Here is a 14,936-nt window from a genome sequence, read left to right as displayed (position 1 = left end):
ATGTAATTAATCAGCTAATTAGTGACAAACAGCGCCATAAATTCATTGACGGGTGTTTGTTCTAATTGGTCTTGGTCATTACACAGTGCAACAATTTCATCACAGCGACTGCTAATAAACCGAGTGGCGAGACTGGCCTGAAACTTAGCTTCTAATACCGGAATGCCTTCCGCGCGTCGACGTTTATGTCCGATAGGGTATTCGACTGCCACTTTATCAGTGCTGGTGCCATCTTTAAAGAATATCTGAATGGCATTGGCAATCGAGCGCTTGTCTGGGTCATGGTAGTCTTTTGAATAGTGCGGATCTTCTTCTACTACCATTTTGCGCCGTAACCCATCAATAAAGATATGATGCTGAGCGTGATAGTCATCTTCGTAATTCTCAGCCATTAAATCACCCGTTAACAACGGTACAGCCACCATATATTGCAAACAGTGGTCGCGATCAGCAGGATTGTCCAGGGTGCCTTCTTTTGAGATAATACGAATCGCTGATTCATGAGTATTAATCACAATTTTTTCGATGTTATCAATATTGTCTTCAATACGGGGATGCAGAATAACGGCTGCTTCACATGCGGTCTGTGCATGGAACTCTGCTGGAAAACTGAGCTTAAATAAGATATTTTCCATCACATAGCTGCCAAACTCACGCTGAAAGGTAAATTGTCTTTCATTCTCAGGTTTAGTGGCTAGATCTGCATTGGTATGGCTGAAGAGCACATCATAAAACCCCCACTGCGGTGCCGTTAGCGCCCCCGGTATGCCCATCTCCCCACGGCGGGTAATATCTACCAAGCGTACTGCACGACTGGTGGCATCGCCTGCCGCCCATGATTTTCGGCTACCAGCATTGGGTGCGTGCCGATAAGTACGCAGCGCTTGTCCATCGACGATCGCTTGCGAGATGGCAGCCATAATACGTTCACGTGGTAGGTCATATAGCTTAGCAACGACGGCAGTTGATGCCAGTTTAACTAAAAACACATGATCGAGACCGACACGGTTAAAGGAGTTCTCAAGCGCGATTACCCCTTGGATTTCGTGTGCCATAATCATGGCCTCTAACACATCTTTCATAATGAGTGGCGCATAGCCTTGGCTGATGTTTTGCTGACTGATATAGTCGGCTACGGCTAAAATACCGCCCAAGTTATCAGACGGATGTCCCCATTCTGCCGCCAGCCACGTGTCATTATAGTCAAGCCAGCGTACCATAGCGCCAATATCAAAGGCCGCTTTGATGGGATCAAGACGATAGGAAGTGCCAGGAACGCGCGCACCGTTTAGAGTAATTTGATCAGCACAGGTTGGGCCTAAATGCTTGGTACATTCGGGAAAGCGTAACGCCAGTAGACCACAGCCCAGGGTGTCCATTAAACAATAACGTGCCGTATTCCAAGCATCTTCACTATTTTCAGAATCCTTATCTATAGAATAATCGAGAACATAATCAGCGATTTTTTGAATTTCTGTATCATATTCTGGACGCACGTTGCTCTCTACGGTGACTCTATCTACACTAGACATAATCGTCTCCTCATCCTTGAGTATTGATAATGCATATTAATTATCATTAATTTATAAAAAGTAACTTAATTAGGATTAGCATAATTAAAAGTAGCATACTCAATATGAAACGATAGTGACATAGTGTAAAACAAGGGTTTAAAAGAAGATTGCGTAAATACTTTACGTTTAAGGGGCTGGTAAAACCATATGCATATGCTCAATACCTTCCTCACTATAAACGTCGCCTTCGCAGACAAACCCCAATGATTGATAAAATTCTATCAAATAAGTCTGGGCTGATATATGAATGGGCTGCTTGGGAAATTGGTTATGACAATACTCAATAGCTTGTATCATCAGCTCACGTGCCAGCCCATGACCACGATAATCAGCCAATACCAATACCCGACCGATACGCGGATAGCCTTGTGCCGTACTTGGCACCAGTATCCGGCAATAGGCCAGTAGCTGAGGATTGTCATTATTATCAGTATTGGTATTAGCATCGTCGTTATAGGCTGATAAATGCATCGCTTCAAAATCAAGGCCATCGGCATCGATATAAATGCAGTGCTGGTCTTTTACAAAAACCTGTTCGCGTGCTTGAATGATGGTATAGATTTGATAGGGGCTCAGCTCAGCGAAACTCGTTAGTTGCCAGGCAACTGATACTAATGGTAGTGCTGATGCTGACAAAGAGACAGATTTTTTATTCTGTGTGGTCGTACTTGGCATTGTTTTGAAGGACATGTGTTGAATTTTCCCTATATTTTATGGGGTTGCGTCTGTTATTCCATTCTGCCTACAAAGCATCTCAGTAAAAACAATGTTTAGTAAACCCCGTTATAGCGTTAAATAAGCCAAGCCGGCGATAAACAACAGAACAAGTACTATAAGTAGATTCGTTAGAATTTTTGCTGAACCTGAGCGGGGAGAGGTTGCTTTAACTTTTTTGCGTAGATGCAAAATCATATCGACATGTTCAAGACCATCCTCCAGATAAAACTCACTATTAGGGACAAACCCGAGCGATTCGTAGAAACGGATTAAATAAGTTTGTGCTGAGATGGCAATGGGCTTTTTACCATATTGTTTACGGCAATATTTAATGGCTTGCGTCATAATTTGGCGTGCTAAGCCGCTACCGCGATACTCTGGCAATACCAACACTCTGCCAATTGCCGGCATGACCCCTGAAGCGTTCGCTGAATTGTACGGCTTAGACTTAACTGTATTAAATTTAGGCGCAATGATTCGGCAGTACCCAATAAGTTTCTCATTTTTATGAGCGACCAAATGCAGACAATCAAAATCCACTTCATCAATATCTTGATAAGCGCAGTTTTGCTCGACCACAAATACTTGCGAGCGCGCTTTTAAAATATGATAAAGATCAACGGAGGTCAGCTCATCGAACGTTTTTAAAGAAAATTCACAGGTCATAGTTAGACAGCTTTTAGCGACTTAATAGGAATTAGATAAATTGATAGTGATTAGATAGGGCATAGTAAATGGATTGCAACTATATTTACACATCTCAACCCCTTTTAAGCGCTCATTAACCCTTTAAGAGTTGATAGATAAGGTTTGGCTGATTTTATCTAAGTTTAAACTATCGGACATGGCGTTAAATATCTCAAAATACTTGCCATGTTGCGCATACAGCTCTTCATGCGTGCCCGTCTCAACCACGCGGCCGTTTTCTATCACGACTAAATCATCAGCATCAATAATTTGGGCAATATTGTGTGAGACGATAATCACCGTGCGGTCTTTTTTAATGAGATCAAGGCTTTTTTTAATCTGCTGACTGGCAATCGCATCCAGGCTTGCGGTCGGTTCGTCCAAAAACACAATCGGCGGATCTTTTAAAAACATTCGTGCCAAAGCAATACGCTGCTGCTGACCGCCTGATAACGATTTTGCCTCGCTCTCGTAGCCATTAGGTAGAGCCAAAATTTGCTCGTGAATAGAGGCTTTTTTGGCAGCAATAATAATATCATCATCACTGGCATACATATCCCCATAGCGGATATTTTCACTGATCGTCCCTGAGAAAATATGATTGCTTTGTAGCACGAGTCCAATACGCTGGCGCAATTCATGGGTATCGCAATCTTGTAGGTCGTGACCATCTAAACATATCGTACCTGAGTCTGGCTGATAGAATTTTACTAATAAACTGATAATCGTGCTCTTGCCAGCGCCAGAGAGGCCGACCAACGCAGTTATACGATTAGGCTTGATAGTAAAGCTGACGTCTTCTAAAGCTTTTGTGCCGTTCGGATAAGTAAAGTCTACATTTTTAAGCTCGATATGGCCTTGTAGATTTGCGCTACTGATACCGTCTATGTTTTCAACTTGCGCGTCATCTTCTAAAATCTCAAAAAAGCCTTCAGCATAGGTCAAAGCGTTATTAATTTGATCATAGATACGGTGTAATTGGCGAATAGGGGCGGCGACGTTTTGAAACAGTAACACATGAAACAAAACCATGCCGATTGTCATCTCACCTTTTAATACAAAGTAGGCCGTTAGTACGATGATAACCACGATGCCGATCTGCTCAATAAAGGTTTTTACCGCATCATAAATAAAGCCAATACTGCGAATGCGTAGCTGATTTTCAGTCATCTCTTTTTGAATCTTTAAATGCTTATCCGCTTCAATCGACTCACGGACGAATGATTTGACCACACTTACTGAATTAATAAGCGAGATCACGAGGCCGCTTTTGGCCTCTCTAAAGCCGCGCATCTGCCGACGAAAACCTTGCAGGCGTCGCGCTTGTCTTTGACTGATGAAAAAGTAAATCGGTATGATGATAAGGCCGACTAGACCAATCCAAAAGTTAGTCGAAAACATAATAATCAGCGATACAATAGCACTAGCAAACAGCGGCAACATATCGATAAAAAAGTTTTGCACTAAGCTGGTCAGACTGCTGACGCCATAATCAATACGGGTCTGCAACTTACCGCTATCGTTCTTACTATCCGTATAAAACGCCATACGATAAGTCAAAATACGCTCGATAATACGCTGCGATAAATCCCGAGAGAGATTGATACGAATTTTTTCACCAAAGTAGCGCTGGCCAAAAGAGATAAATATCGATAATATTTCTTTGGTCAAAAGAATAGCGCTAATAATACCGAGCATGCGCCAACCTGCCTGCCAAGGGTCGGCAAGGGCTGCAATCTCAGTTAAAGTATCGACAGTATAGCGCAGTACAAAGGCATTAACCTGTGCAGTAAAGGAGCCGAGCACCGTTAAAATCAGGGTAGCAATGATTAAGGTTTTATAAGGCGCGGCAAATACGGCTAGTTTTTTGAGGATATTCCACAGCAGCGCGCGCCGTTCGGTCTTTTCAATCGGCGCAGTATTAAGAAAAGGATTGTCTGATAACACGCGGGGCGGTTTGGATAGCTTAGATGGTTTTGGCATACTAGGGTTTTGGTCTTAATGTTAATGGCAAAAATCAGAGTCAATAAAGAGAAAATTATTAATTATAGTATTATCCTGCACTTTTATCTCAAAATACAGTGGCTGCTTGCTAATATTGAATAATACCATTCACAAAAGCTAATCTTACTTTTATAAATAAAAAATGGACTGCATATAGGCAGTCCATTTTTCTTGAGTTTGGTACTAGATTTAAAAAGCATCCGCTGGGACGAAAACTTCACCGACCATTATACGACGCGCTGAGCGACTCATCGATACCTTTTTGGCTTGCCAGCGTCCATCGACTTGTTCAGTTTTACCACCAACTAATAGTGTGCCTGAGGGATGACCAAAACGCACCTCGTTAAGCTCACCGCCACCTGCTTGCTTTTGAGAAACAGTATTAACTAACGTACCTTGCGTCGTCGCTGCAGCGGCAATCGCAACTGCTGCTGTGCCCATCATAGCATGATGCAACTGTCCCATACTCATAGCGCGCACGACTAAATCTATATCATCCACAGATACTTTGCTACCACTCGATGCGGTATAGCTTGCTGCCGGTGCTACCCATGCCAGTTTTGGCATATGCTGACTGGTTTGCGCATCAGACTCGTCTTTAAAAAGCCCCATCGCCACACCACCTTTGGCACGGATTTTTTCAAGCTTTGATAAGGTTTCGCTATCGCTGTTAATGTCACCTTGCAGTTCCGTACCGGTAAAGCCTAAGTCTTTTGCATTTAAAAAGATGGTTGGGATACCGGCACTAATAAAGGTTGCTTTGATGCTATCAGTCTGTAAGCCACAACCGGATACCTCAAAATCATCAATTAAATTGCCAGTAGGGAACATAGCACTGGAGGAGTCAACCGGATCGATAAATTCAATTTTCACCTCAGCCGCTGGGAAAGTTACGCCGTCGAGTTCAAAATCGCCCGTTTCTTGCACTTGTAGTTCGCCTTGAGCGTCTTGATAAACAGGCACATGCGCAATAATGGTTTTGCTGATATTCTGCTGCCAAATACGTACTTCACAGATACCGCTAGTGGCACTGTCAGCTACTTTTTGCGCATCAACTAAGCCCATATTAATGGCACAAGCGCCAACTGCTGCGGTTAAGTTACCGCAGTTACCCGCCCAATCGATCATAGGTTTGGCGATATTGACTTGGCCAAACAGGTAATTTACATCATGGTCTGCTTGTTTAGCTTCAGATAAGATAACCGTCTTTGACGTGCTAGAGCTACCATTACCTAAGCCGTCTATTTGCTTACCATAAGGGTCGGGGCTTCCAACGACTCGTAATAAGAAATTGTCACGTGCTTGTCCTGCAACTTGGCAACGCTCTGGTAAGTCGGATAATTTAAAGAACGTGCCTTTTGAAGTACCACCGCGCATATAGGTGGCGGGTAAGGAGATTTGCGGGGCGAAAGTTGGTTTTGGTTTAGTCATTATGAGAATTCCTTTTTATAAGATTGACATGTAGATATTGAAACTTTATAACTAAAGTAGAAAAAGAGCCGATGCCATATAGACACTCTATATACCATCGGCTCTTTTATTTATTAATTATCTTTTTTATTAATTATCTTTGTGACGTTTTAAGCAATATCTAGCGTACCATCGATAAACTCTTTGGCAAAGCGCTGCAGCATTCCGCCCGCATGATACATTTTTACTTCATCAGCAGTATCTAAGCGGCAGATGATAGGCACTTCCGTTTTGCTGCCATCCGTACGGTTAATCACTAAAGTCATCAACCCGCCAGCAGAGACTTCACCGGTGACATCAAATACTTCCGTACCGTCGATATTAAGCGTATTGCGCGTAACGCCTTTTTCAAACTGCAAAGGTAGCGCTCCCATACCGACTAAGTTTTGACGATGGATACGCTCAAAATCTTCAGCAACCACTACTTCAACACCCGCTAAACGTACACCTTTGGCAGCCCAGTCACGGCTTGAGCCTTGACCATAGCCGTCACCTGCGATAATGATAAGGGGTTGCTCGCGGTTCATATAGGTTTCAATCGCTTCCCACATACGCATGACTTGACCTTCGGGTTCAACGCGAGCCAGCGAGCCTTGGATAACTTCACCTTGCTCGTCACGTACCATCTCGTTCAATAGCTTAGGATTGGCGAATGTCGCACGCTGAGCGGTTAAGTGATCACCACGATGAGTGGCATATGAGTTATAGTCCTCAGACGGCAAGCCCATCGTATCAAGGTATTCACCAGCGGCTGAATCACCCAAAATAGCGTTCGACGGGGATAAATGGTCGGTAGTAATGTTATCGCCCAATACCGCTAATGGACGCATACCAGTCAGCTTATTCATCGCTGCCATTTTACCTTCCCAATAGGGTGGGCGACGGATATAAGTGGTTTGATCACGCCAGTTATAGAGTGGGCTTAATGCTTTACCCGTATCTTTTTTGGCTTCATCAAACATTGGGATATAGACGGCGTTGAATTGTTCAGGTTTCACCGCTTTGGCGACTATTGCATCGACTTCTTCGTCATCAAACCAAATATCTTTTAGATAGACTTCATTGCCATCTTGGTCTTGGCCTAATGAATCTTTTTCAATATCAAAACGAATGTTACCCGCGATAGCATAAGCGATAACCAATGGTGGTGATGCTAAGAATGCTTGCTTGGCATACGGATGGATACGACCATCAAAGTTACGGTTACCGGATAACACTGCAGTGGTAAATAAATCATTATCGATGATTTCTTTTTCGATATCAGGATCTAGCGCGCCACTCATACCATTACAAGTGGTACAAGCAAAGCCAACCACATCAAAGCCAATTTCTTGTAGCTCAGACAACAAACCCGCTTCTTCTAGGTACATTTTTACCGTTTTAGAACCTGGGGCTAATGATGTTTTTACCCAAGGTTTACGTAATAGCCCTTTTGCATTGGCATTACGGGCAACCAAGCCCGCTGCAACCATATTGCGTGGGTTTGAAGTGTTAGTACAGCTGGTAATCGCTGCGATAATCACTGCACCATCTGGCATCATGCCGTCTTTTGGTTCTGGTAATTTATCTTCAGGAGCGTGAGCAATACCTTTAGCAACCAAGTCAGTGGTTGATACGCGGGCATGTGGACGTGAAGGACCTGCCATGTTACGGACAACAGCTGACAAGTCAAATTCAAGTACGCGATCATAGACGGCAGTTTCCATGCCATCAGCCCATAGGCCAGTTTGCTTAGCATACTGCTCGACTAATTTAATCTGGGCTTCGCTACGACCGGTTAGGCGCAGATAATCAATGGTTTGCTCATCGATATAGAACATCGCTGCCGTAGCGCCATATTCAGGGGTCATATTAGAGATAGAGGCACGGTCGCCAACGGTTAGATTGCGCGCACCTTCACCAAAGAATTCAATATAGGTAGAAACTACGCCTGCATCACGCAAGAATTCAGTCATTGCCAATACTAAGTCAGTACCAGTAATCCCTTCTTGTAATTTGCCACTTAATTTTACACCAACAAAATCCGGTAAGCGCATATATGAAGGATTGCCCAACATCACGCTTTCAGCTTCTAAACCACCAACACCGATAGAGATAACCCCTAGGGCATCAACCATTGGCGTATGGCTGTCTGTACCGACTAAGGTATCAGCAAAAGCAACTTTATAGCCGTCTTTACCTTTTGCTACTTGTACAACCGGTGACATTTTCTCTAAGTTAATTTGATGCATGATGCCGTTACCGGGGGGTACGACGTTGACGTTATCAAAGGCGTATTGGCACCAATTGATAAAGTGAAAACGGTCATCATTTCGGCGCTCTTCAATGGCACGGTTTTTCTCAAAAGCGTTTTCTTCAAAGCCGGCATGTTCAACAGCTAAGGAATGGTCAACGATTAATTGGGTAGGGACAATGGGGTTTACTTTTGAGGGGTCGCCACCTTGTTCAGCTATGGCATCACGTAGACCAGCCAAGTCAACAAAGGCTGTTTGACCTAAGATATCATGACAAACGACACGGGCAGGGTACCAAGGAAAATCTAAATCTTGTTTGCCATAGATATGCTGCTCTAACGCCGCCGTTAAGTCTTCCGGTGGACAACGACGCACCAAGTTTTCACATAATACTTTTGAGCAAAACGGTAGTTTGTCATACGCGCCAGCTTCGATATTCTCGACTGCTTCGCGGGTATCAAAGTAATATAGGTCGGTATCGGGCAGTGGTTTTTTGAATTGTTCATTCATTGGCTGTACTAGGGCGTTGTCCATGAGTCACCTTTGGCTATTGGCTGGTTGGAATGTGGGTTACATAGAAATAGGAGTTCACTTAGCAAAACTATCAGCATTACTATTTTTTTAATCATGCGGGCAAGTTTTGCTAAATGAACTGGATAACTTTTGATGTAAATAAACAATCAGGTGTAGAACGCACCCTACAAGACTTAGTTGAGTACCTTTAAGTTTTTTAAATAGCCAAATTAAAAATATAGCTATCAGAAATATTACAGGTAACACAAGCCAAACTGACCCCCACACTATCCATATCCAAGCAATAGCGACGAAAGGTAATGTAGCAATGAGGGGAAGAAGTGCTTCATTGAGCACACTTCCTGCCAGCTCACCTGCAACATCACGCCACTTCGATGTTTTTTTGGCAAGAGCCTATGATCTTTGGTCATGATTACCTGTAACTTTATCCGTATTAAAAAAATTAACGCGCACTTATCTCTGGTACTGAACGCAATTCTTCACCCGTATATTCCGCGCTTGGGCGAATGATACGGTTGTTAGCACGTTGCTCGAATACGTGAGCCGCCCAACCTGTCAGACGTGAACATACAAAGATTGGCGTGAACAGCTTAGTCGGAATACCCATGAAGTGATAAGCTGACGCATGGAAAAAGTCTGCATTACAGAACAGTTTCTTTTCGCGCCACATGACTTCTTCACAGCGTACTGATACTGGGTAAAGTACATCATCGCCAACGTCAGCAGCCAGTTTTTCAGCCCAACCTTTGATCACGATGTTACGTGGGTCAGATTCGCTATAGATCGCATGACCAAAGCCCATGATTTTATCTTTACGAGCCAGCATCGCCATCATTTCTTTTTCAGCTTCATCAGGAGAGCTAAAGCCTTCAATCATATCCATCGCTGCTTCGTTCGCACCGCCATGCAAATGACCGCGTAATGAGCCAATCGCACCAGTGATACAAGAATGGATATCAGATAGCGTAGAGGCACAAACACGCGCAGTAAAGGTTGAGGCGTTGAACTCATGCTCGGCATAAAGAATAAGCGATACGTTCATAACTTTGGTATGCAGCTCGTTTGGTTTTTCGCCTTTTAGCAGATGCAAGAAGTGTCCACCGATAGTTTCATCATCAGTTTCGGTTTCGATACGCACGTTATCATGTGTAAAGCGATACCAATAGTTAATGATTGATGGGAATGCCGCAAGCATACGATCCGCTTGGTCATTTTCTTCATCGAAACTCATTTCGGTCTCAAGGTTGCCGAGCATAGAGCAACCAGTACGCAATACGTCCATCGGATGCGCTTCAGCAGGGATGCGCTCAAGCACTTCTTTTAGCGGCTGTGGTAAACCACGTAAACCTTTAAGTTTGGTTTGATAAGCATCAAGCTCGCTTTGGGTAGGCAAGTTGCCGTATAGCAACATATACGCCACTTCTTCAAAAATGCATTTGTCTGCCAGCTCTGATACATCATAACCACGGTAAGTCAGACCTGAGCCTGATTTGCCAACGGTAGATAAAGCCGTCTTGCCAGCGACTTGACCGCGTAGACCTGCGCCTGAAAGTTCCTTTTGTCCTGCCATGATGAATTCCTTTTGTTGGTAGCTTTGGTTAGATAAGAAGTGTTGCACGGTATTGATGGTTTTTAAATAAAGCGCTGTTTGTAGTCATCTATGACAAAGCCAACGCTTTAAGCTTTAATGCTGTACTTGAACGACTGTTGTAAATAGGGCTTTATTTGTTATCAGCAAACAGCTTATCTAGCGTCTGCTCAAACTCGTGATAGTTCAAGAAATCATAGAGCTCCATGCGGGTTTGCATGGTATCAACAACTTTTTCTTGGGTGCCATCTTGTAAAATATGTTGATAAACATTGAGCGCGGCTTTATTCATCGCACGGAATGCGGATAATGGATAAAGCACCATATCGACACCCACCCCCTGCAGCTGCTCAGTACTATAAAGGTCAGTCTGACCGAATTCAGTCATGTTCGCGAGTACGGGGATATCAAGCACATCAGTAAATTTACGATACATCTCGATATCGGTTAAGGCTTCAGCAAAAATCATATCTGCGCCAGCTTCCTGAAAAGCAACCGCACGCTCAACCGCCGCATCGAGACCTTCAACAGAGAGTGCATCGGTACGTGCCATGACCACAAAGTCGCTATCAACTTTGGCATCAAGAGCCGCTTTTAGGCGATCTACCATCTCAGAGATACTAACGATTTCTTTATTTGGGCGATGACCGCAACGCTTTTGCGCGACTTGGTCTTCAATATGTACGGCAGCAACACCGGCTTTTTCCATTTTACGGATGGTTTGAGCAATATTAAACGCGCCACCAAAGCCAGTATCGATATCAACCAATAATGGTGTATCAACGGCATCGGTAATACGGCGGGCATCTTCTAAGACATTATCAAGGCTGGTCATGCCAAGGTCTGGCAGACCAAACGAGGCATTTGCCACGCCAGCACCAGAAAGATATAAGGCTTGATGACCAGCTTGCGTTGCCATCATTGCGGTATAGGCATTGATAGCGCCAACGATTTGTAAGGGTTGCTTATTATCGTTTTTTTGTTTGATTGCACTGCGAAAGCGAGCGCCAGCTGATCCTGATGTCATGGTCATGCGATAATCCTTATGCCTAATATGTAAATTATTAATTTGATAAGTATTATCTTAAAGTACACGCAATTATCATTGATAGCAAAGCCATAATAGTTCTTATAGATTAGTAATACTAACTTTACTAATTACTTACTCTAAACTCATTCATATAATGAATAGTATTATCCATAATTCGTAGTTTTGTTCTATCTATTATTCATATTGGTAAAACCAAACAGCTCTAAGATAGCTCCTTTGACATTTTTAGTTACACTTAAGCCTATTTATAGGTACAGCTAATAAAAAACCTCCGATAGCTAAGCTAAGGGAGGTTTATAGTGATAGGTGTTATTAAAGTTTTTTATTTTGAGTAAACACTTAGCCAAATAGGCCGGCAAGATTGGCTAGGAACAATAAAGCAAAGCCGCCTAGAAATATCAAGCCAGCAATCGATAGCGCATTCATACCTGGGGAAAGCTTTTGATGGTTTTTTACGAGCGAGTAGTTCAACCAACCAAAGATAGGCGCAGAGACAAAAGCGGATATCATCGCAAACTTAAGCATAGAGCCCAATTGTCCAGCAAAGAAGCTGATAATCACGAGACCGCCACCAATGGCATAAGTCGTCCAAAAGGCGATTTGTTTTTTATTAATCTCGTCTTGACCTTTAAGTAAGCGCCAGCACTCAGCGTTGGCACGGCCATAACCGTCCGCACAAGTAATCGTGGTGCCAAACATACACATAAAGGCCACGAAGGCGACCAGCAGTCTTGACCATTCGCCAATGGTGTTGGTATACATGCTGATGAGCTGGTCAATATAAGCGCCACCCGCGATTTGAATCTCTTGGCCTGAACCATACTGTACAAACACACCTAAGGCTAGAAAGAATAAAGCCAAAATAGCAGATATTGAATAACCTACATTAAAATCGAGCAGACCTTGACGCTTGGTCGTATTGTCGGTCTTTCTTTTTGCTGACGTCCACATCGAAGTAATCGCAGCAAACTCAAGTGGTGCGGGCATCCAGCCCATTAGCGCCACAATGAAACCCAAAGTGGCTAAATTCCAAGGGGAAGCCGCAACAAAGTCCACCGTCATAACCGTAGGTTTACCGGCAGCAATCACTACTGCAGCAACGGTCGCGGTAGTCAGCGCAATCATAATCCACTTCGTCAACCCATCGAGCAGCTTGTAATGACCAGCTATCAGAAATACCCAACAGACTCCAGTGACTATCAATGCCAGCGTAATAGTTGACAGTCCGATAGAGGCGGGCAGCATAAAGCCTAAAATTACGGCAGCAATCAACGACACTGCACCGGTACTAATCACTGCCGATAAGACAGATAGAATAAAATATACCCAAAGATAGGCTTTAGAGCGTTTGGCGTAACCGGCAATTAGACTCTCGCCAGTATCGTAGACATAATCCGTACCGAAACGAAAAAACGGATATTTAAAGACGTTGGCTAAAATAATCATAATAGCCAACTGCCAGCCATATAACGCGCCAGCTTGCGTCGATGAAATTAGGTGTGAGCCACCGATAGCTGCAGTTGCCATTAAGATTCCGGGGCCAAAGATGCGCCAACTGAAGCCTTCTTGGGCCGCAGTGCTTTCAGAGTTATCGATTCGTTGTGCGGTCATGAGTACCTCAAAATAGTTAAAGCAGTCACTCACCACTTGACCTGTGGTGCGCTGCCAGTTACCAGTACAGCAACGTCTAGGGATGCTGAAAAATAGCCGATGACTGTAACATACCTTATTCAATTCGCGATAATGATTATTTTTATTGCAAATGCCAATAGAAGGTTAAGAGTCAAATTTACTTTCTAGCTTCGCTTAATAAGCAACCTCATATAAGTAATTAAGATTCACAATACAACATTAAATTTTGATAACACCAATAATAAAACACTGGTCTAAGGAGTAAGCGTCAAATTACGTCTTGGGCAGCCTAATTATTAAACAAACTGTTGCCGACGATAAGTAATACCGCGTCGTTCATACACTTGATAAATAGCATTCAGCAAATCAGGGATTTTTGGATGAATAAAGTCTTTAAGAGTATGCAGATAAATAGGGGAGGTGACATTTTCATGAATCAGACGCTGATAACTAATCTGCTCGGTACGTACCGTTTGTAGGCTGGCAGGAACAAGCGTAATGCCTTCGCCCGCGGCAACTAAGCCCAGCGCCACTTGTAAATCACTGACTTTAGTAGTCATTAATGGGGTGATGTTGTGCTGCGCAAATAAATGCAATAAAGGCTCCGTAACCGATTGCGCTAAACTGAACGTATTGTTCTGGCCAACCGTATCTGGTTGTAACGCGGGCAGATGCGTTTGATGATACAAAATCAAGCGGCTATTTGCTAAATTAATCAGCCGCTGTTCGTTAACATCAGCAAGGGGGTGCGCCTTTGGCAATGCCACAACATAGCGCTCATGACGTAAGAGTATTTGCTGTATCCAAGCATCTTGATGCGCAAAACGACTAAAGCCCACATCAATCTCCCCAGTTTTAAGGGCTTCAATCTGCTGATAAGAGCTAATATCTTTTAGATTGACCTCAATGTCAGTGCTAGAGTTAGTACTACGACCAGAATTAGAATTATTGTGCTTTAAAGTGGCAATGACTTCCGGTAACAAGCCATATAGTACCGACGGAACAAAGCCGATATTGAGGGCAGTACTCGGCATTGATAAACGTTGAGTCATACTGATAACTGTTTTAAGCTCTGTTAGCACCGCGCTAACTTTATCATAAAAAAACTGACCCGCCTCAGTCAGTTGTAGCGGACGGTGATACCTATCAACCAATACCACGCCAATCTCAGTCTCCAACTGTTTCAGCTGCCGGCTTAAACTAGGCTGTGACAAGCCTGTTGTTTTTGCCGCTGCACTAAAGCTCTGTAACTCAGCAATAGCAATAAAGGCATTGAGCTGCTTTAAATCCATAGGGCACTATCCTTGGTACGCGTTTTTTATTGTGGTCTATCATCTTACCTATACAACTGGCATGATTTTTGCTCATATATAATTGATGATTGGGTAAAAATACAAATTGTGCTTGAAGGGAGTCGGCTAGGCTATTATATTGTGCCTGCCGAA

General features: G+C 43.4%; 10 protein-coding genes. All 10 read right to left on the bottom strand.

Annotation, left to right across the window (positions count from 1 at the left end; genetic code table 11):
* Positions 1-14 precede the first annotated feature (14 nt).
* The 10 genes from ES754_RS02155 to ES754_RS02110 all read right to left on the bottom strand — a co-directional run bounded on the left by ES754_RS02155 (position 15) and on the right by ES754_RS02110 (position 14,783).
* Positions 15-1,532: a bifunctional 2-methylcitrate dehydratase/aconitate hydratase gene (locus ES754_RS02155; protein ID WP_147221643.1), complete on the bottom strand. Its 1,518-nt coding sequence runs from the start codon at positions 1,530-1,532 to the stop codon at positions 15-17.
* Positions 1,533-1,700: 168 nt separating this feature from the next.
* The gene (locus ES754_RS02150; RefSeq protein ID WP_147221642.1) at positions 1,701-2,264 is read right to left on the bottom strand and encodes a GNAT family N-acetyltransferase; all 564 of its coding nucleotides are present in this window, start codon (positions 2,262-2,264) and stop codon (positions 1,701-1,703) included.
* A gap of 93 nt (positions 2,265-2,357) precedes the next feature.
* On the bottom strand, positions 2,358-2,957 hold the full coding sequence (locus ES754_RS02145; protein WP_147221640.1) for a GNAT family N-acetyltransferase: 600 nt from the start codon (positions 2,955-2,957) through the stop codon (positions 2,358-2,360).
* Between the two features lie 123 nt (positions 2,958-3,080).
* Positions 3,081-4,961, bottom strand: a complete 1,881-nt coding sequence (locus ES754_RS02140) for an ABC transporter ATP-binding protein (protein WP_227677752.1) — start codon at positions 4,959-4,961, stop codon at positions 3,081-3,083.
* A gap of 210 nt (positions 4,962-5,171) precedes the next feature.
* The gene (prpF, locus tag ES754_RS02135; protein ID WP_147221638.1) at positions 5,172-6,413 is read right to left on the bottom strand and encodes a 2-methylaconitate cis-trans isomerase PrpF; all 1,242 of its coding nucleotides are present in this window, start codon (positions 6,411-6,413) and stop codon (positions 5,172-5,174) included.
* A 149-nt stretch (positions 6,414-6,562) separates the two neighbouring features.
* Positions 6,563-9,196 carry a Fe/S-dependent 2-methylisocitrate dehydratase AcnD gene (gene acnD, locus ES754_RS02130; protein ID WP_170231082.1) on the bottom strand — a complete coding sequence of 878 codons (2,634 nt, stop codon included), beginning with the start codon at positions 9,194-9,196 and terminating at the stop codon, positions 6,563-6,565.
* Between the two features lie 466 nt (positions 9,197-9,662).
* Positions 9,663-10,790, bottom strand: coding sequence for a bifunctional 2-methylcitrate synthase/citrate synthase (prpC, locus tag ES754_RS02125; RefSeq protein WP_147221634.1), 1,128 nt, complete (start codon positions 10,788-10,790; stop codon positions 9,663-9,665).
* Positions 10,791-10,941: 151 nt separating this feature from the next.
* A complete protein-coding gene (gene prpB / locus ES754_RS02120; RefSeq protein ID WP_420825343.1) occupies positions 10,942-11,835 on the bottom strand; it encodes a methylisocitrate lyase in 894 nt (297 codons plus the stop codon).
* 363 nt (positions 11,836-12,198) lie between these two features.
* The gene (locus ES754_RS02115) at positions 12,199-13,470 is read right to left on the bottom strand and encodes an NRAMP family divalent metal transporter (RefSeq protein ID WP_147221630.1); all 1,272 of its coding nucleotides are present in this window, start codon (positions 13,468-13,470) and stop codon (positions 12,199-12,201) included.
* A 317-nt stretch (positions 13,471-13,787) separates the two neighbouring features.
* Positions 13,788-14,783: a LysR family transcriptional regulator gene (locus ES754_RS02110; RefSeq protein WP_147221628.1), complete on the bottom strand. Its 996-nt coding sequence runs from the start codon at positions 14,781-14,783 to the stop codon at positions 13,788-13,790.
* Between the last annotated feature and the right edge of the window lie 153 nt (positions 14,784-14,936).

The organism is Psychrobacter frigidicola (assembly GCF_007997305.1).
In the GTDB taxonomy this organism is placed as follows: Bacteria; Pseudomonadota; Gammaproteobacteria; order Pseudomonadales; family Moraxellaceae; genus Psychrobacter; species Psychrobacter frigidicola.
This window is presented reverse-complemented; position numbering and strand designations above follow the sequence as displayed.

What these genes read in the sequence shown, in the direction of transcription:
- ES754_RS02155 (WP_147221643.1), bottom strand. Translation starts at nt 1,532, where the DNA reads ATGTCTAGTGTAGATAGAGTCACCGTAGAGAGCAACGTGCGTCCAGAA.
- ES754_RS02150 (WP_147221642.1), bottom strand. Translation starts at nt 2,264, where the DNA reads ATGTCCTTCAAAACAATGCCAAGTACGACCACACAGAATAAAAAATCT.
- ES754_RS02145 (WP_147221640.1), bottom strand. Translation starts at nt 2,957, where the DNA reads ATGACCTGTGAATTTTCTTTAAAAACGTTCGATGAGCTGACCTCCGTT.
- ES754_RS02140 (WP_227677752.1), bottom strand. Translation starts at nt 4,961, where the DNA reads ATGCCAAAACCATCTAAGCTATCCAAACCGCCCCGCGTGTTATCAGAC.
- prpF (WP_147221638.1), bottom strand. Translation starts at nt 6,413, where the DNA reads ATGACTAAACCAAAACCAACTTTCGCCCCGCAAATCTCCTTACCCGCC.
- acnD (WP_170231082.1), bottom strand. Translation starts at nt 9,196, where the DNA reads ATGAATGAACAATTCAAAAAACCACTGCCCGATACCGACCTATATTAC.
- prpC (WP_147221634.1), bottom strand. Translation starts at nt 10,790, where the DNA reads ATGGCAGGACAAAAGGAACTTTCAGGCGCAGGTCTACGCGGTCAAGTC.
- prpB (WP_420825343.1), bottom strand. Translation starts at nt 11,835, where the DNA reads ATGACATCAGGATCAGCTGGCGCTCGCTTTCGCAGTGCAATCAAACAA.
- ES754_RS02115 (WP_147221630.1), bottom strand. Translation starts at nt 13,470, where the DNA reads ATGACCGCACAACGAATCGATAACTCTGAAAGCACTGCGGCCCAAGAA.
- ES754_RS02110 (WP_147221628.1), bottom strand. Translation starts at nt 14,783, where the DNA reads ATGGATTTAAAGCAGCTCAATGCCTTTATTGCTATTGCTGAGTTACAG.